The organism is Parasphingomonas zepuensis (assembly GCF_036663735.1).
Taxonomy (GTDB): Bacteria; Pseudomonadota; Alphaproteobacteria; order Sphingomonadales; family Sphingomonadaceae; genus Sphingomonas.
In genome coordinates, this window is sequence record NZ_JAXOJO010000003.1 from 380,728 (window position 1) to 399,053 (window position 18,326).

An 18,326-nucleotide genomic window follows, 5' to 3' on the forward strand; every position below is an offset into this window, starting at 1 on the left:
TCGGCGTTGCGGGATCGACAGCCCGGATCGCGCACGGTAGCAATCCGCATGATTCAGGTCCCCGACGTCGCGCCGCTGCGCCCAGGCGAGAATTGCTGGCGCGTGGAGGCCGCGCTGGCGGCATCCGTGATCGTCGATGCAGCGGATTATTTCCGCTTCGCGCGATCGGCGATGCTCAAGGCGCAGCACCGCATCATGCTGATCGGCTGGGATTTCGACGCGCGGATCGCGCTGGAGAAAAGCGACCCCTCTGACGACGGACCGGAGACGGTAGGCGATTTCATCCGCTGGCTGGTCGATCGCAACCCCGATCTCGAAGTGTATCTGCTGCGGTGGGACATGGGCGCGGTGAAAAGCCTGTTCCGCGGCAGGACGATCCTGACCCTGTTGGAATGGATGCGGCATCCGCGCATCCACACCAGGCTCGATGCGCACCATCCCGCCGCCGCATCGCACCACCAGAAGATCGTGGCGATCGACGATTGCTTCGCCTTTTGCGGCGGGATCGACATGACCGGCGATCGCTGGGACACGCGCGCCCACGACGATGACGATCCGGGCCGGCACCGCCCGAACGGCCAGCCCTATGGCCCGTGGCACGACGCGACCAGCGCGGTCAGCGGGCCAGTTGCCGCGGCGCTGGGGGAACACGCGCGCACGCGCTGGGCGCTGGCCGGCGGCGGGACGCTCAGTCCGGTGGAGGGCGTCAGCGATTGCTGGCCGGACGGGCTCGAGGTCCAGTTCCGCGACGTTCAGGTCGCCGTCGCGCGTACCTCACCGGAAATGAACGATTGCGCGGCGGTGTTCGAGATCGAGCGGCTGTATATCGATCAGATCGCCGGCGCGCGGCGCTGGATCTATGCGGAAAGCCAGTATTTCGCCTCCCGCCGGGTCGCCGAGGCGATCGCCGCGCGGCTTGACGAAGCTGACGGGCCGGAGATCGTGCTGATCAACCCGCTCACTGCACAGGGCTGGCTCGAACCCATCGCGATGGATACCGCGCGGGCGCGGCTTTTCGAAACGCTGCGGCGGCGCGACCGGCACGGCCGGCTGCGCCTCTATCACCCGTTCACCGCTGGCGGCGAGCCGATCTACGTCCACGCCAAGATCATGATCGTGGATGATCGCAGCCTGCGCGTCGGATCGTCGAACCTCAACAACCGCTCGATGCGGCTGGACAGCGAATGCGACGTGGCGATCGACTCGACCATGCCGGGCAATCCCGATTGCCGCCCGGCGATCCTGGCGATCCGCGACGGCCTCATCGCCGAACATCTCGGCACGGATGCGGCGACGGTCTCGGCGCGGATCGCGGCGACCGGATCGCTGATCGAGACGATCGAGGCACTCCGCGGCACGGGCAAGACGCTGCGGCCTTATGAGACGCCGGATATCGGCGCGGTCGAAGCATGGCTGGCCGAAAACGAAGTGCTCGACGCCGAAGGGCCGGGCGAGATGTTCGAAGGCATGAGCCGCGGCGGGCTGTTCCGGCGGCTGCGGCGGCGCTGACCTGGCCGCTGGCCGGCCTTTCGCCACTGATAGGCAGAAGTTAACCGGAGCCCCCTAGATTTGCGTCCGTCACTTGCTGGGGGACGGGGCTTGGCCACGCGCTTTTCATATCTTTCCGCCCGGCCTCAGGCGCCGGTCCAGGCCGGGTCGCTCGCCGATCCCGCGCGCGCGATCATCGGCCCGGCGCGCGATGCGCTGTTCTTCTGGGGCGCCCCGCTGGTCGCCTTCCTGCTCGTCCAGCTATGGCTGCGCGGCTGGGATCTGCTGGCCCCGCCGACGACCGCCGGGCCGATGGTGATCGCCATGTTCGGCTTCATCGCGATCCTTACCTGGGCGCACCTGATCGCGGTCGTGCCGCGGGCCTATTTCAATGCCGATGTGTTCGCCGCGCACCGCTTCCGGCTCACCATCGTGCCGATCGTGCTGATTGCGTCGCTGCTGCTGTCGCCGACGGCGCTGGCGGTCGCCGCCGTGCTCGCCGTCTTCTGGGACGTGCACCATTCGGCGATGCAGAATTTCGGCTTCGCGCGCATCTACGACATGAAGGCGGGCAATGCCCCGCAACTGCTGCGCGCGACGGACCTCAGGCTCAACTGGGCGCTTTATGTCGGCCCGCTCGCGGCCGGGGCCGCGCTCGCGACTCATGTCGATTATTTCGGCCGGTTCGACGGGACGATCTTCCAGGCGCTGACGACCTTGCCCGGCGTGCTTGCGGCCGAGCATCGGGGCATTCGGCTCGCCGCGATCGGCTTCTATGCGGTGGTGATCGGCTGGACGGCCATCGACTATGCCCGGGCGATGCGCGCCGGCTATCGGCTGCCGGCGCACAAGCTGGCCACACTCCTGGTCACCGGCACCGTCTCGATCCTGGCCTGGGGCTTTTCGCCGCCGCTGGTCGCGCTGGCGGCGATCAACCTCTACCACGCCGTCCAGTATTTCGCGCTGGTCTGGGCGAAGGAAGGCGGTTCGATGGCCGCTAAATTCGACCGTGCCGGCGCCGGCGAAAACGGCGGTGGGCGAACGCGTGCGGCCCTGTTCTTCTTCGCGGGCAGCGCGATCTTCGGGCTGGGCTATGCCGCCGCGGCGGCGGGCAGCATAACCTGGTTCGTCGCGCCGTTCATCGCCTGCTCGTTGCTGCACTTCTGGTATGACAGCTTCATCTGGTCGGTGCGCAAACGCCAGCTATAGGCGCGCTCCCTCCCGTTTTTACGCGAAAACGCCCCGGCCGTTATCGGCCGGAGCGTCTCCCTTACCAGCGGAAAATCCGCTCAGCGCGTCGGGATCACCGGCAGCGTGAACGCCGTGTCGGTGATGTTCCCGTCGAGCAGATTATTGCCATAGGTGAACAGCGAGGCGCCGCCGCCGATCATGAGCGCGGCGTTGTTGCCCGTGATCACGGTGGTGCCGACACGCCCGATGGTCGGCGCGCCATTGGCGATGATTCCGGTGGTGCCGTTGCCCACGACGACGGAGTCGGACAGCATCAGCCGCACCGGTCCGCCGCCTGCCGGCGCCTTGAGCAGAATGCCCACGCCATTGTTCGACGAGGTCGTGGTGTTCACCACGGCCGAAGCAGCCGTGGTCGCGCCGCCAGCGGTGGTATCGACCCGCAAGCCGACATTGAGGTTGTTGACCAGCTGGGTGTTGGTGATCGTCGCCTGGGCTGTGAAGCCAGTCTGCGGCCTCACCAGGATAGCGCCGGTGTCGGGGTTCGATGCGACGCCGCTCTCGGAGATGGCGACATTGTCGACGACCAGGGTTGCGTTGCTGCCCGGCTGGAAACTGATGCCGTAACCGTTGCGGAAACCGCGGATCTTGGAGTTGCGGACGGTGAGGCTGGAGCCGTTGAGAAAATAGATGCCGTTGACGCCGGCCGACCCGGTCTGCCCGAGGCCCTCGATATCGAAGCCGCTGATCAGCACGACCACACTGGTGCCGTTGATGATGATCGCGTTGGTCGCGGCGACCAGGACGCCGGTTTCGGTGTTGTCGCAGATCAGCGAGATCGACTTGGTGATCGTGACGGCGCCGAACCCGCCCGGATCGAGGCAATTGATCTCGCCGCCGGCGGCGGTCTTCGAGATGGCGCCCGCGAAGGTCTTGCACGGCGCGGTACGGCTGCACGGATTGGCATCGTCGCCGACACCGGAAATCCAGGTGCGGGTCGCCTGGGCGGCGGCGGGCGTGGCGTAGAGCATCCCCGCCGTCAGCGTCGCGACCGCGATCAGCGCGGCGCGTTTGATCATATGGAACATGGTAACCCCCTATTCTGCGCCGGCCGAGCCGCCGCGGTGACCGATATAGCCTTTTCGGACCTTCGCGGCGACTCGAATCGCCGCCGAAACGAGCAGGGGAAATCCTGCGTAAATCCAGTCGTTTCGGCATTTCCAGCACGACCGTCGTTCGCCGCCGGGAAAGTCTTTCGGCATTGCACGACAAGTCGCGCCACCCGGTGTCGACTAGCATCGGCCCGATCACATCATTCGATCACCGGAAGGATTCCTGCCATGTCAGTGCTGACGTCGACGCCGCCCGTGACGACCGCTGCGGCATGGCGAGGCGATCGGCTGGCCGAAACCGGCGAGTGGATCTACCGCCTCTCGCCGGAGCAGGTGGACGAGCTGGAGACGCTGGGGCGGCAGTTCATGGACGCCAACCCGGATCTGCGCACGGTGACGGCAGCTGAATATCCGTTGGTCGCCTGCGCCGACGCGGTCGCCCTGTGGGGCCGCGATGTGGATTATGGCCGGGGCTTCGTGCTGGTGCGGGGCCTGCGCACGCATCTCTATTCGGACGCGCTCTCCGCTGCGATCTATTATATTCTCGGCCTGCACATGGGCGATCCGATCCGGCAGAACGAGATGGGCGACGTGATCGACCATGTCTATCCGACCTCGGACAAGACAATGGACGATCCCACCGCCCTGTCCTCCAAGGTGCGCGACCAGCTCGTCTATCATTCCGACAGTTCGGATATCGTCGCGCTGATGTGCCTGCGTCCGGCCAAGGCCGGCGGCACTTCCTGCCTGGTGTCGGGCGCCGAGATCTACAACGAGATCCTGCGCCGCCGGGCTGACCTCGCGCCGCTGCTGTTCGAGCCGTTCCATTGGGACTGGAAACGCCAGGACCACAATGCGCCCGCGAACACCTATACCTCGCCGATCGTCTCGATCGTCGACGGCGTGTTCAGCATGTATGCCGGCTCGCTCTACATCCTGACCGCGCAGGACTATCCGGGTGTGCCCAAACTCTCCGAAGACCAGATCGAGGTGCTGCGCCTGTTCGACGAGATCACCTATGAGCCCGGCATGGCGATCGAGATGGATTTCCGCCCCGGCGATATCCAGTGGCTGTCCAACTACGCCGCGCTCCATGCCCGCACGGCCTTTTCCGATTTCCCTGAGCCGCAGCGCCGCCGCCATTTGCTGCGCCTGTGGCTCAGCCGCGATTCGGGCCGTCCGGTGGTGCCGGGCTTCGGCAAGAACGGCGTCGTCCTCCACCGCGCCGCACCGCGCGACGGCGCTGCGGAACATGCCGACGGGCGCTTCGATGTCAGGTCGATCTCGGTTCCCAGGCTGATGTCCTGACCGCGGCGCGGTGGACAAACCTCAGAACGGCCGGTCGCCCTTCACCGTCACCCGGTAGCCGGAGCGCGTCTGCGGGAAATAGTCCCAGATCGCCGAATGCTGCACTGATCGATTGTCCCAGAAGGCGATCGAGTGCGGGCGCCAGCGGAAGCGGCACTGGAATTCCGGCCGCTCGACATGCCGCACCAGAAAGGCGAGCAGCGCAGCGCCTTCATCCTTGGGCAGGCCGTCGATCGCCGCGGTGAACTGCTTGTTCACGAACAGCGCCTTGCGGCCCGAGACCGGATGAGTCCGCACCACCGGATGGGAGGACACGTTGAACACAGTCCCCGGCGGCGCGATCGCACCGAACACCCGCGCCGCGTCATGCGTCGCGGTCAGCCCGTCAAGATAGGCCTTCATGCGCGGCGAGAGCGCCGCATAGGCCAGGAACATGTTGGAGAAGACCGTATCTCCGCCGCTGTCCGGCACGATCGGCAGATGGAGGATCGATCCGAGCGGCGGCTCGGGATCGCACGTCATGTCGGAATGCCAGTCCTCGCCGGCGACGAAGGTGGAATCGGCATCGGCATGGATGCGCGTCACCTCGGGATGGCCGGGCACCGTCCAGGCAGCGGACGCGGCGGCGACATGGATTTCACCGAAATGCCGGGCCAGGGCTTTGTGCGCAGCAAAGTCGATCGGCTGGTCGCGGAAGAACAGGACGAGATGTTCGGCCAGCGCGGTCCGCAGCTCCGCCGCGACATCGACACCAAGCGGCCGCGAAAGATCGATCCCGCCGATCTCCGCGCCCATATGCGGCGTGAGCGGACTGACGCGGATGGTCTGATAATCGCTCATAAGTCCTCCACCATCGACATAAGCGAGGCCGTGTCCTGCACGTCGGCGAAGGTGAGCCGCAGGTTGAGCAGCGCCGCATTATGCTCGGCATCCGTGATGGTGGCGGTGGCATCCGACACGACGATCACCTTGTAGCCGAGCATGTTCCCGTCGCGCGCCGTTCCCTCGCAGCAGACATTGGTCAGCGTGCCCGCGATCACCAGCATCTCGATCCCGCGCTCTTCAAGCGCTGCCCGCAGCGCGCCGGCCGGGCACATGAAGGCGCTGTAGCGATATTTGTTCAGCGTCACGTCGCCCGGCGCGACCTCCATTACGGGGTGCAGCGCGTGGGACGGGCCGCCGGACAGCAGCGCTTCCACCGCACGCGCGACGTGCGGGATCGACAGATCATATTGCCACGCCGGCATCGCCAGCGGCGGCACGGGACTGGTCGTCTGGCGCGTCCAGATCACCATGCATCCTGCCCCACGCATCGCCGTGACGAGCCGGTTCACCTGTGGTGCGATCGCCAGCGCATTCGGGTTGCCGAACACTTCGCCGGGCGCGAGGAACACCGTCTGCATGTCGATCACGACCAGCGCGGTGCGCGACGGTTCGATCGCGTCGAAGCGGTTGAGCTGGCTGCCCCGCGCGATCGCCCAGTCGGGAAGGTCGATGGCGTGCATCAGTCGGCAAAGGCGGTGGAGAGCGACAGGGCCTCCCACCGGACCATCTCGGCCTCGACGAACTCGAAATGCTCGCGCGCATGGCGCAGCGCGTCTTCGCCCAGGAACAGGTGGAAGGGCGGCTCCGGCGCATCGAGCGCGGTGAGGATCGCCTGTGCCGCCTTGGCCGGATCGCCATGTTCCTTGCCGCGTCCGGCGAGCAGGCTGAGCTTCGACTGGCGCGCGCCGTCGTCATAGTCGGCGATGCTCTGTTCCGCTTCCACCAGGGCCGAGCCCGCGAAACCGGTACGGAAGCCGCCCGGCGCGACATTGGTGACATGGATGCCCAGCGGCTTGACCTCCTGCGCCAGCGTCTGGCCGACGCATTCCAGCGCATATTTGCTCGCACCGTAGATGCCGGTGCCCCACCAGGGCGCGAATCCGCTGAGCGAGGTGATGTTGACGATATGCCCGCCCCGGCGCGCGCGCATCGCCGGCAGCACGGCCTGGATCATCGCGATCGCGCCGAACAGATTGACCTCGAGCAGCGCCCTGGCCTGCGCAAGCGACGTCTCCTCGATCGCGCCGATCATCCCATATCCCGCATTGTTCACCAGCCGGTCGATCTGGCCCAGCACCGCTTCAGCGGCGCTCACGGCTGCTGCGGCCGCACCCGGATCGGCGAGATCGAGCAGCACGCCGGTTGCACGGCCAGGCGCCAACGCCTCGAACGCGGCCAGGTCGGCTGGCTTGCGCATCGTGCCGACCACCTTGTCGCCGCGCGCCAGCGCCGCCTTGGCGAGCGCCTGCCCCAATCCCCCGCTGACGCCCGTGATGAGCCAGTTTGCCACCTGTTTCCCCCTGTTCAGTCGACGGACGATAGGCGGCGCGCCCGGGCTGCGCTTGGCGGGCAGGACAACAAAACTTGCCGCGCCGCGCACCGTGTCGCTTCTGCCTTGAAGCCTGGGCCGCCGCCGTGCTCGTCTGTCACCGGCTTTCCCGAGAGGAGCGAAATGGGCGTCCGCGTGCTTGGTTCGATCAATGTCGACATCATCCTCTCGGTCGCGGCGCTGCCGCGGCCGGGCGAGACGGTGCTCGCGAGCGGCAGCGCCCGGCTGCCGGGCGGCAAGGGTGCCAATCAGGCAGTCGCCGCGGCACGCATGGGCGCAGCCACCGCGATGATCGCGGCAGTCGGTGCGGACGAGGCGGGCGCATGGATGCGCGGCTGGCTGGCGGAGGCCGGAATAGATGTCACCGCCGTCACCGCGCTGACGGGGCACGCCACCGGCGCCGCCTATATCGCGGTCGATTCAGCGGCGGAGAATCAGATCATCGTCGCCCCCGGTGCCAATGCCCATTGCACCCCCGACCAGCTTGATGCGCCGGCGCGCGCGGATGTCCTGCTGGCCCAATTGGAACTCCCGGTGGCGACGATCGCCACCGCTTTCGCCCGGCCGGGTCCGCTACGAATCCTCAATGCGGCGCCCGCAGTGCCGGCGGCGGCGGCGATGTTCGGCGACGTCGATGTGCTGATCGTCAACCAGCATGAGCTTGCCTGCTATCTCGGCGTCGCGGCGATCGAGAGCCCGCGCCAGGCGCTGGCAGCACGCGGCCTGCTCACGCGATCCGATCAGGTCGCAATCGTCACGCTCGGCGCCGGGGGTGCGCTCGCCGTGTGGCCCGATCGCGCCTTCCACGCGCCGGCCGTGCCGGTGACGCCGGTCGACACGGTCGGCGCGGGCGACTGTTTCTGCGGCGTGCTCGCCGCGCTGCTGGACGAGGGACTGAACATCGAAGCCGCGCTGCCGTTCGCCAACGCGGCGGCTGCGCTGTGCACGCAGTCGCGCGGTGCGGCCCCCGCCATGCCGACGCGGCAGGCCGTCGAGGCATTCCTCCGGAACGCGCCAACAGAACATGCGTAGATGATCAAGAACCCGGGACCGACCAGCGTAAGCTGGGGATCTGATCGAGGGGTGACATAATGACGAGCGCGTTTGAGCAGACACCGTTCGGGCTTCCGTCGGATGGCGGCGGCAAGGATCTGGGTGTGTTCATGCCCATGGCCAATGGCGGGTGGATCCTGTCGAAGAATGCGCCGCGGCTCGACGGCTCCTATGCCTATAACCGCCAGGTCGCGATCCTCGCCGAGGAAGCGGGGCTCGACTTCATCATGTCGATGTCCAAGTTCCGCGGCTATGGCGGGGAGACGCATCACTGGGAGAGCACGCTCGATCCCGTGGTGATGATGGCCGGCCTCGCCGAGGTCACGAAGCGGGTAAAGGTGTGGACGACGATCCACACCATCCTGCAGAACCCGGCGGTGGTCGCCAAGATGCTGGCGACGCTCGACCAGGTCAGCAACGGGCGGGCGGGCCTGAACGTCGTGACCGGCGCCTATAAGGGCGAATTCGCGCAGATGGGCGCCTGGCCCGAGGGTGTCGATCATGACGGGCGCTATGATCTCGCCAAGGAATGGATCACGGCGATCAAGCGGCTGTGGACCGAGGATTCGGTCACCATGGACGGCAAATATTTCAAGCTGGACGATTGCCAGTCCTGGCCCAAGCCGGCCACGCGCCCGTTCCTGGTGTGCGCCGGCTCGTCGAAAAAGGGCATGCGCTTCACCTCGAAGGAAATGGACGCGATCTTCCTGACCGGCGGCAACGCGAAGGAACTGGCGGCGGCGAGCCTTGCCGCAAAGGAGGACGCTGCCGAGCTCGGCCGTGCCGTGCGAACCTATTCGATGATGACGGTGGTGTTCGGCGATACCGATGCCGCTGCCCAGCAGACCGCCGAATATTTCCGCGACGGGCTGGATGAAGGCGCCTTGCGCGGCATGATGCGCGCTTATGGTTTTCTCGACAACGAGATTGGCAAGGAAAACGCCTTCGTCGCCAAGAGCCGCTCGACCTTCATGACGCCCGTCGTGCTCGGCACGCCCGCGACAGTGGTCGAGCAGCTCACCGAGATGCTGGAGGTATCGCAGACTGACGGGCTGATGCTGATCTTCCCCGATTATCTGAAAGGCATCCCGATCTTCGGCAAGGAAGTGTTGCCGGCGCTGCGCGAGCGTTTCCCGACCAGGGTGCTGGCGCCGGTCCATGGTTGAGGTCGCCGATCTGCCGCACGTCGCGGCGCCGGAGTTAAAGGATATGCTGCCGCCCGAGCGGACGGCTCTGGTGGTGGTGGACATCCAGACCGATTTCGCGGCGCCCTTCGGCCTGATCGGGCGGGCCGGCGTCGACATGGCGACCATCGAGCTGGCGATCGACCGCATCGAGCGGCTCATTGCCGCGGCGCGCGAGGCGGGCGCGGCCGTGGCGTTCATGCGCGTGGTCACCCGGCCGGAAACTGACCCGGCGGCGCTCAAAACCCTGATGGCGCGCCGCGGCTCGCCCGGCGGGGAGGCGATCTGCCGCATCGACGATGGCGGTGCCGATTATTACCGCGTCGTGCCGGCACCGGGCGACATCGAGATCGAGAAGCTCTTGTTCAACAGCTTCCACGGCACTGATCTCGACGATCAGCTCCGCGCGCGCGGTATCGATACGCTGGTGATGACCGGCATCAGCACGGATTGCTGCGTCGACCAGACAGCGCGCGATGCGTTCCACCGCGATTACAATGTGTTCGTCGTGTCGGACGCCTGCGCTGCCTATGAGCCGGACCTGCACAGCGGCACGCTCAACATCCTGCAGAAGAACTGCGCGCTGCTCGTGACGAGCGACTCAGTCGAGGCGGCTTGGGCATGAAGCTCGGCGCGGTTACTTTCTTCGCGCGCGACGTGGATGCGCTTGCCGCCTTTTACGCCGAGGCGCTCGGGCTTGAGCCGACCGTCGACGATTCGCCGCGCTATCGGGAAGTGTCCGGTGGCGGCGCGAAGATCGGTTTCGCCTTTTCCGGCGCCTATGATCTGCTGTCGCTTGAGGACGAGGCCGATCCCCGCGGCCTGCGCACAATGCTCACCTTCGCGCTACCGGATGCCGCCGCCATGGACGGGGCGGTCGCCCGGGCCGTCGGCAAGGGCGCGACAGTCGCCAAGCCGCCTTACGAGACTCATTTCGGCCAGCTGATGGCCGTCCTGCGCGATCCGGAGGGCAATGCCTTCCGCCTGAACGCGGCAACGGCAGCGTGATTCCCTATACCCCACCCCGCGCCGCGACCAGCATCCCGGTCATCGACCTGGGGGACAGCATCGCCGACGGTGCCGATCGCCGACGCGTCGCGGCGGAAATCCACCGCGCCTGCCGCGACACTGGTTTCTTCTACGTCGCGGGCCATGGCATCGATCCGGCGCTGGTCGCCGACCAGATCGACGCCGCCCACCGCTTCTTCGCGCTCGACGAAGCGGCCAAGCGCGCGGTGTGGGTGCGCAATTCGCCCTACCGGCGCGGCTATGAAGGGCCCGGCGCGCAGACGCTCGATCAGGGATCGGCGCCCGACCACAAGGAAAGCTACTCTATCGCGATCGATCTGCCGCCCAGCCATCCGCTGGTCGTGGCCGGCGTGCCGGGGCAAGGCCCGAACCAGTGGCCGCAGGGCCTGCCGGGCTTTCGCGAGCAGATGCTCGACTATCAGGCCGCGATGATCGGGCTCGGCCGCCACCTGATGGACTGCCTCGCCCAGTCGGTTGAGCTGCCCTACGACTATTTCGCGGCCGGCCTGCGCGAGCCTCAATGCGGCGTCCGCTTGCTGCGCTATCCGCCGCAACCGGCCGACGCGACCAACAACCTGCTCGGCGCGGGCGCGCATACCGACTGGGGATCGATCACCATCCTGCTGCAGGACGACCGCCCCGGCCTCGAAGTGCGTAACGCCGATGGGGAGTGGATCCTCGCCACACCGATTCCCTGCACCTTCGTGATCAACATCGGCCAGATGATGGAGCGCTTCACCGCCGGCATCTACCGCGCGAACCTGCACCGCGTGCGCAACGGCGCAGCCGATGTCGCGCGCTATTCGGTCGCGACCTTCTTCGAACTCGAGCCGCTCTACCGCATGGGCCGGGCGCCGACCTGCCCGCCCGCCGCGGCGGAAGAGGAGGACGGCCCCGATCTCACCATCGGCGAGCATATCGAGCAGATGGCGCGCGCATCCTACGCCCAGGCCTAAAGCAGTCGACACCGTCAGGGGGACCATGGACGCCGCAGCACCGATCACCGCAGACCTTCTCGTGAAGCATGCCTGGATTGTCACCATGGACGCCGAGCGCCGCATCTACCGCGACGGCGCGATCGCGGTGGCGGGCGACCGCATCGTCGCGGTCGGCCCCTCGACCGAAATCGAGCGGCAGGTGATCGCGCGCGAGACGATCGACGGCCGCGACCGCTTCGTGGTGACGCCCGGCTTCGTCAACGGCCATATCCACATCACCGGCGAGCCGATCACCCGCGGCGTCGTGCCCGACGATGCCGACTGGCGCACCAACGTGTTCGACTGGCTGATCCCCACCTACATGGCCCAGTCGCCGGCGGAAGAGCAGGTCTCCGCCACGCTCGCCGCGCTCGAGATGCTGCGCACCGGCACGACCTGTTTCGTGGAGGCCGGCACCATCCTCGATCTCGGCGCAGTGATGGACGCGCTCGCCGCCACCGGCATTCGCGGGCGGCTCGGCCAATGGGTGCAGGACCGCGCCTTCGCGCCCGGCGACGACCAGGCCGCGCTGACCGCCCAGGCGATCGCCACCGTTGAGGACGAACTCGCCCGCTTCCCCGTCCGCGACGACGCATTGCTCGCCGCCTGGCCCTGCCTGGTCGGCCACAACACCGCGACCGACGATTTGTGGCGCGAGGCGACCGCGCTGGCCAAAGCAAGCGGCACCGGCATCACCGCTCATATGAGCGCCGATCCGGCCGATCCCGATTTCTACCTCTCCACCACCGGCCGCCGCGCCGTCACGCACCTCGCCGAGCTCGGCGCGCTCGGCCCGCATCTGTCGCTCACGCACGGCATCCACCTCGACGCCGAAGAGGTGCAGCTGTTGGCCGAGACCGGCACCAGCATCACCCATTGCCCGATGACCGCGATGAAAGGCGCATATGGCGCCACCGCGGTCGGGCTGTTCCCCGAAATGGCCGAGACCGGCGTCAATCTCCAGCTCGGCACGGACGGCAACAACAACGGCAACGCCTCGGACATGATGCGCGCGATGTTCGTCACCGCCGGCATCTTCAAGGATGCCCGGCGCGACGCCAGCCTGTTCCCGGCCCACCGCGTGCTCGAAATGGGCACGCGCAACGGCGCGCGCGGCGCGCAGCTCGGCCATCTGATCGGCTCGCTCGAACCCGGCAAAAAGGCCGATTTCGTGCTGCACGATCGCGACCGGCCCGAATGGCGGCCTTTGTTCAACGTGGTCAACCAGTTGGTCTATTCTGCCGACGGGCGCGGCGTGCACAGCGTTTGGGTCGACGGCCGCCGGGTCGTCGACAGCTACCGCTCGACCCTGATCGACGAGGAGAAGCTCTACGCCGAGGCGGAGGCCGCGGGCGCCGCCCTGCTCGCCCGCGCCAACATCACCGTGCCCAGCGTCTGGCCAGTGCTGTGAGCCCCGACCCCATCCGCACCCGGGTCCTCGCCGCCTGCACGATCGGCAATGTCGTCGGCAAGACGGCGGCGGTGCATTCGGTGTTCGGCCTGTTCCTGGTGCCGCTGTCGGAAAGCTTCGGCTGGCCCCGCGCGAGCATCTCGATGGTGCTCGGCATCATGGCGCTGACCGGCGCCATCGTCTATCCGCTCGCCGGCCGCTGGGCCGATCGGCACGGCGCCCGCGAGATGCTGCTCCTCGGCAACCTCTCCTTTGGCGCGGCCATCATGGCGCTGTCCTTCACCAATGGCAGCCTGGCGCTGTTCTACGCCACCTTCTTCCTGGTCAGCCTGGCCGGCAGCATCGCCAGCACGCCGATCTATTCGAAGGTCGTGGCCGACTGGTTCAGCGAGGGCCGCGGCGCCGCGCTGGGCATCAGCGCCGGGGTCGGCAGCGGCATCGGATCAGTCGCGATCCCGGTCGCGGCCGCGCTCGTCGTCTCGGCTTATGGCTGGCGCGCCGGCTATGTCGCGGTCGGCGCCATCGTGCTGGTCGTCGGCTTCCCCGCCCTGTGGCTCTGGCTGCGCGACGCCCCGCGCGATGCCGTGCGCGCCGGCGACGTGGCGGGCGACGGCCTGTCGCTCGGCGAAGCCGCGCGGCAACGCAGCTTCTGGCTGATCCTGATCGCCATCGCCTCCGGCGCCGGCTGCACGACAGCGATCTTCAGCCATGTCGTCCCGATCGTCGGTGAACACGGCTTCGGCGTGGCGACCGGCACGGCGGTTGTCAGCATCTTCGCGCTGGTCGGCTCCGGCTGGCAGATCGCGACCGGGCGCCTGCTCGACCGGATCGACAATCCGCGGATCGTCATCCCGATGTACGCCATGGCGATCGGCGGCCTCGCCTTGCTGGAACTCGGCGGCAACACCGCCGCGCTGATGCTCGGCGGCGTGCTGCTCGGCATCGGGCTCGGCGCGCAATACGGCGCCCTGCCCTTCTTCATCGCGCGCTATTTCGGGCTCAGGGCGTTCGGCGCGATCATCGGCGTGATGTATTCCGCCGTCATCGCCGCCCAGGGCATCACGCCGGTGCTGCTCGATGCGGTCTATGATGCCCAGGGCAGTTACCGCACCGCGATCCTCGTCGCCGGCCTGCTGCTCGCGACGGGCGCTGCCTTGCTCCTGCTCCTGCCCCGCTACGGCAAGGCCGCCGCACCGGAGACCGGCCAGCTCGCGACTGGCATCGCCTAGAGCCCCGCCCGCCGAACAATCCGGGCGCAGCGGATCAAGACGCCCCCCCGGCGATCGGCTAGCCTGCGGCCATGTTGATGCGCAGCAAAGCCAGCCGGACCGGACCGGCACCGGGTCCCGCTCATGGCTGACCGCCCCGATCCCGTCCCCCTGCCGCTCGCCGATCGGGCGCACGCGCCCTATGCCGTCACCCCGGAAGAGCGCGACACGATCAGCGCCGCGATCGACACCGACGAGCTGGTCGAGCTGGCCCTGACCTTGGGCAATATCCCCGCCCCGTCGCGCAGCGAGGCCGCCGCGGCCGCCTTCGTGTTTGACTGGATGGCGCGCGAGGGCTTCAGTCCGCGCAAGGTCGGCGCCACGCCCGAACGGCCCAATGTCATCGGCGAATATGGCGGCACCGGCACTGGCGCCAATCTGTTGCTGACCGCGCATCTCGATACCGAAAGCCCAAGCGGCATCGCGCATCAGGACAAGTTCCGCTACCGCCCGACCACGCTCGCCGATCCCGAATGGACGAAGTGCTGGCTCGAGGACGGCAAGCTGCGCGGCTATCCGATCGCCAATGATCGCGGGCCGATGTCCTGCTTCCTGATCGCCGCCAAGGCGCTGAAAAAGGCCGGCATCACCCTCGCCGGCAAGACCTGGCTCACTGCCTGCCCGGGCGAGATCGGGCCCGAGCCGATCGAGGAATATGCCGGCATAGAGTTCATGGGCAAGGATATCGGCGCGCATTACCTCTTCCATCACGGCGGCGTCGCGCCCGATTATGCCATCGCGGCCGAGGGCACCGATTTCGGCATCACCTGGAATGGCTGCGGCTATGCCCTGTTCCGCATCCGCATCTATGGCCGGGGCGTCTTCACCCCGATCCTCGATGCCCCGGCCGAGGCCACCGCGCATCCCAACCCGATCTACCGCCTCGGCCCGGTGATCGACGCGATCCACCGCTGGAGCCAGCAATGGGAGCGCGATTCGATCCATGAAAGCCGCGGCGGACGCGCCGTGCCCAAGGTGCAGATCTCGTCGGTGCGCGGCGGCATGCCGATCGATTTCGGCGCCGGGACCGAAGTCTGCGCGCTCTATCTCGATGTGACGCTCAACCCGCGCCAGAAGGCCGCGGACGCCATGCACGGCATCATCGCTGCGATGCGCACGCTCGATCTGGACGATTTCGATGTCGAGCCGATGGTCGTGCGCCACGGCTTCGAGGCCGATGAAACCGAGGTCGCGCCCCTCGCCGGCGCGGTCGACGCGGCGACCCGGCTCGCGCGCGGCGCCCCGGTGGAACGCGCCCACCCGGTCTATTCGAGCATGTGGCGGGACCATAATGTCTTCAACATGCACCGCATCCCCGCCCTCACCACCGGCATGCCGCGGTGGCGGCCGACCCCTCAGGACATGGCGTCGAGCGCGCTCGTCTATGCCCTCACCATGCTCGCGGTCTGCGGCCGCGGGCCGGACGGCGCCGGGGCAAGCGCCGTCACCTCAGTCTATGGCGACGGGGCGGCGCCGTTCGACAGTGAGAATATGTAACATTGACGGCGTCCGGCACTCCCGCGTAGCCTCGCGGCAGGTCGGCATCAGCCCGACCATCGGGAGCCGGATGCCACCTTCAGGGGATCTGGTTTTTCGTTGCGCTTTACCACCAACGCCTATCCGAAAGAGCAACGCCGCGACGCCTGGCGGTTCGCGCTTCAACGCCTTTCGCTGACGCTGGAGGATGCCGATGACGGCCTGTACGGCGAACTGATCCATTTCCGCAGCAGCCTCGGCATCGATTTCATGCGGCTCACCGGCACGGCCCAGTCCTGGACGATCGACTTCACCGAACAGCCCGGCTCCTTCTGGCTCTCGATGCTGCTCGATGGCACGGCGCGCCTGACGAGCGGCAGCGAGCTGATCGACTGGATCGATGGGGACATCATCGCCGGGCGCAGCGATGCGGTCGCGCGGCACCTGTTCCCCGGCGACAACCGTACTTTGGTGGTCCGCATCCCCCAGTCGATGCTCACCTCGCGCCTCAAGACGCCGCTGCCCGAACGCCCCCGCCTGATCGGCACCGAAGGCGGCGCCGCCCGGATCTTTTCCGGCATGCTGCGCTCGCTCGCCGACACGATCGGAGAGATCACGACCGATCAGGCGCGCCCGGTGGAGGTCTCCTTCCCCGAATTCCTGCTCACCAGCCTGCTCGACAATGCACCGCCCAAGGCGATGGGCGGCGCCGCCGGCATCCGCGCCGCCCTGCTCGAACGCATCTTCCAGACGATCGAGATCCGCCTCAGCGATCCCAATCTCAATTATCAGCAGGTCGCCAGCGAACACGGCATTTCGCCGCGCTACCTGCAGAAACTGTTCGAATCGATCGACGACAGTTTCGGCCATTATGTGAAGGTGCGCCGGCTCGAACGCTGCCGGCTCGATCTGCGCAGCCCGCTGCATGTGCGCAAATCCATCTCCGACATCCTGTTCGAATGGGGCTTCAACGATTCCGCCTCGTTCAGCCGCGCCTTCCGCGAGCAATATGGCATCTCGCCGCGCGAATATCGCAAGGCGACGGGCGACGAGGCGCTGATCGACACGCTGCGCCGCGGCCGCCCGCCTCGCCGCGAGAAGATCGCGCCGGAGCCGCCCGGGATCGAGGAAGAGGATGCCGACGGTCAGCCCGGCGGCTGGGAGGATCTGCCCGCGCAGGGCGACGCCGTGCGCCATCATCACCTGCCGGTCAGCCCGCAGACCGTGCACTGGGGTTATTTCAGCCGCGGGCTGAAGCCGGCGCTGCACATCCGCTCGGGTGATTTCGTGACGATCGAAACGCTCACCCACCACGCCAATGACGATCCCGAGCGCATGGTGGAGGGCGATGCCGGCGCCGAGAGCGTCTATCACTGGGATGAACTGGGCAAGACGGTCGATCGGCGCGGCGCCGGGCCGATGGACGCCAGCGCGTTCGGCCGCGGCCCGGGCGAGGGGTTCGGCGTGCACATCTGCACCGGGCCGATCGCGATCCAGGGCGCCATGCCGGGCGACGTGATCGAAGTGCGCATCCTCGATCTCAAGCCGCGCACCAGCGGCAACCCGCGCTTCCTCGACAAGGCGTTCGGCAGCAATGCCGCGACCTATTGGGGCTTCCATTATGCCGATCTGCTGACCGAGCCGAAGCAGCGCGAAGTGATCACCATCTATGAGGTGGAGACGGGCGGCGGCCGTCCGCCCACCGCGCATGCCGTGTACAGCTATCGCTGGACGCCGCAGACCGATCCCTCGGGCCGGCTGCACACGCGCTACGATTATCCCGGCGTGCCGGTCGATGCAGCCACGATCGAGCGCAATTACGACATATTGCGCAACGTGGAGATCCCGATCCGCCCGCATTTCGGCGTGATCGCGGTGGCGCCGGCGCATGCCGGGCTGGTCGATTCAGTGCCGCCGGCGGCGTTCGGCGGCAATCTCGACAATTGGCGCACCGGCCCCGGCTCGCGCGTGTTCCTGCCGGTGCAGGTGCCGGGCGCCCTCCTGTCGCTGGGCGATCCGCACGCGTCGCAGGGCGATTCCGAACTCTGCGGCACGGCAATCGAATGCTCGATGACGGCGCTGATCCAGGTGATCCACCATCCCGCGGGCGAGCTGCGCGATCAGCTGCGGGATCTCGATTATCCGCTGATCGAGACGGAGACCGAATGGGTGATCATGGGCTTCAGCTACCCCGATTACCTCAAGGAACTGGGCGAGGACGCGCAGAGCGAAGTCTACAAGAAATCCTCGATCGATGCCGCGATGCGCGACGCCTTCCGCAAGGCCCGCCGCTTCCTGATGACCACCAAGGAACTGAGCGAGGACGAAGCGATCTCGCTCCTGTCGGTCGGCGTGGATTTCGGCGTGTCGCAGGTCGTGAACGGCAATTGGGGCGTCCATGCCGTGATCCGCAAGGAACTGTTCACCGCCTGATGCGGTGCGGCGCTTCTTCTTGCTG

16 protein-coding genes are annotated in these 18,326 nt (G+C 67.4%); 12 read left to right on the forward strand and 4 right to left on the reverse strand.

What is annotated here, in order from left to right:
- The first annotated feature begins 48 nt into the window (after positions 1-48).
- Positions 49-1,509 (forward strand): phospholipase D-like domain-containing protein, encoded by a 1,461-nt coding sequence (locus U1769_RS13110; protein WP_332716594.1) that lies wholly within the window; start codon positions 49-51, stop codon positions 1,507-1,509.
- Positions 1,510-1,599: 90 nt separating this feature from the next.
- Positions 1,600-2,697 (forward strand): hypothetical protein, encoded by a 1,098-nt coding sequence (locus U1769_RS13115; protein ID WP_332716595.1) that lies wholly within the window; start codon positions 1,600-1,602, stop codon positions 2,695-2,697.
- Positions 2,698-2,777: 80 nt separating this feature from the next.
- On the opposite strand, the gene U1769_RS13120 is transcribed toward U1769_RS13115, so the two are convergent.
- A complete protein-coding gene (locus U1769_RS13120) occupies positions 2,778-3,764 on the reverse strand; it encodes a right-handed parallel beta-helix repeat-containing protein (protein WP_332716598.1) in 987 nt (328 codons plus the stop codon).
- A 252-nt stretch (positions 3,765-4,016) separates the two neighbouring features.
- On the opposite strand from U1769_RS13120, the gene U1769_RS13125 reads away from it, so the two are divergent.
- Positions 4,017-5,096 (forward strand): TauD/TfdA family dioxygenase, encoded by a 1,080-nt coding sequence (locus U1769_RS13125; RefSeq protein WP_332716600.1) that lies wholly within the window; start codon positions 4,017-4,019, stop codon positions 5,094-5,096.
- A 21-nt stretch (positions 5,097-5,117) separates the two neighbouring features.
- Here U1769_RS13125 and U1769_RS13130 read toward each other — a convergent pair whose 3' ends face one another.
- Genes U1769_RS13130 through U1769_RS13140 form a run of 3 tightly spaced genes read right to left on the reverse strand, consistent with a single transcriptional unit; the run spans position 5,118 to position 7,431 of the window.
- Positions 5,118-5,936, reverse strand: a complete 819-nt coding sequence (locus U1769_RS13130) for a TauD/TfdA dioxygenase family protein (protein WP_332716602.1) — start codon at positions 5,934-5,936, stop codon at positions 5,118-5,120.
- Positions 5,933-6,601, reverse strand: coding sequence for a cysteine hydrolase family protein (locus U1769_RS13135; protein ID WP_332716605.1), 669 nt, complete (start codon positions 6,599-6,601; stop codon positions 5,933-5,935). Before U1769_RS13135 ends, U1769_RS13130 begins: the two co-directional genes overlap by 4 nt.
- Positions 6,601-7,431, reverse strand: a complete 831-nt coding sequence (locus tag U1769_RS13140) for an oxidoreductase (protein WP_332716607.1) — start codon at positions 7,429-7,431, stop codon at positions 6,601-6,603. The genes U1769_RS13135 and U1769_RS13140 overlap by 1 nt, the downstream gene beginning before the upstream one ends.
- A 162-nt stretch (positions 7,432-7,593) precedes the next feature.
- On the opposite strand from U1769_RS13140, the gene U1769_RS13145 reads away from it, so the two are divergent.
- The 9 genes from U1769_RS13145 to U1769_RS13185 all read left to right on the forward strand — a co-directional run bounded on the left by U1769_RS13145 (position 7,594) and on the right by U1769_RS13185 (position 18,301).
- Positions 7,594-8,502, forward strand: coding sequence for a ribokinase (locus U1769_RS13145; protein WP_332716608.1), 909 nt, complete (start codon positions 7,594-7,596; stop codon positions 8,500-8,502).
- Positions 8,503-8,561: 59 nt separating this feature from the next.
- The gene (locus tag U1769_RS13150) at positions 8,562-9,689 is read left to right on the forward strand and encodes an LLM class flavin-dependent oxidoreductase (protein ID WP_332716611.1); all 1,128 of its coding nucleotides are present in this window, start codon (positions 8,562-8,564) and stop codon (positions 9,687-9,689) included.
- The gene (locus tag U1769_RS13155) at positions 9,682-10,332 is read left to right on the forward strand and encodes a cysteine hydrolase family protein (RefSeq protein WP_332716614.1); all 651 of its coding nucleotides are present in this window, start codon (positions 9,682-9,684) and stop codon (positions 10,330-10,332) included. The genes U1769_RS13150 and U1769_RS13155 overlap by 8 nt, the downstream gene beginning before the upstream one ends.
- Positions 10,329-10,715 (forward strand): VOC family protein, encoded by a 387-nt coding sequence (locus U1769_RS13160; RefSeq protein WP_332716616.1) that lies wholly within the window; start codon positions 10,329-10,331, stop codon positions 10,713-10,715. Before U1769_RS13155 ends, U1769_RS13160 begins: the two co-directional genes overlap by 4 nt.
- Positions 10,712-11,692 carry an isopenicillin N synthase family dioxygenase gene (locus U1769_RS13165; RefSeq protein ID WP_332716619.1) on the forward strand — a complete coding sequence of 327 codons (981 nt, stop codon included), beginning with the start codon at positions 10,712-10,714 and terminating at the stop codon, positions 11,690-11,692. Before U1769_RS13160 ends, U1769_RS13165 begins: the two co-directional genes overlap by 4 nt.
- A 25-nt stretch (positions 11,693-11,717) precedes the next feature.
- Entirely contained in the window at positions 11,718-13,124 is a 1,407-nt protein-coding gene (locus U1769_RS13170; protein WP_332716622.1) for an amidohydrolase family protein, read from the forward strand.
- Entirely contained in the window at positions 13,121-14,353 is a 1,233-nt protein-coding gene (locus U1769_RS13175) for an MFS transporter (RefSeq protein WP_332716625.1), read from the forward strand. The genes U1769_RS13170 and U1769_RS13175 overlap by 4 nt, the downstream gene beginning before the upstream one ends.
- Positions 14,354-14,476: 123 nt before the next feature.
- Entirely contained in the window at positions 14,477-15,889 is a 1,413-nt protein-coding gene (locus U1769_RS13180) for a zinc-binding metallopeptidase family protein (RefSeq protein WP_332716628.1), read from the forward strand.
- 99 nt (positions 15,890-15,988) lie between these two features.
- Entirely contained in the window at positions 15,989-18,301 is a 2,313-nt protein-coding gene (locus U1769_RS13185) for an acetamidase/formamidase family protein (RefSeq protein WP_332716631.1), read from the forward strand.
- Positions 18,302-18,326 lie beyond the last annotated feature (25 nt).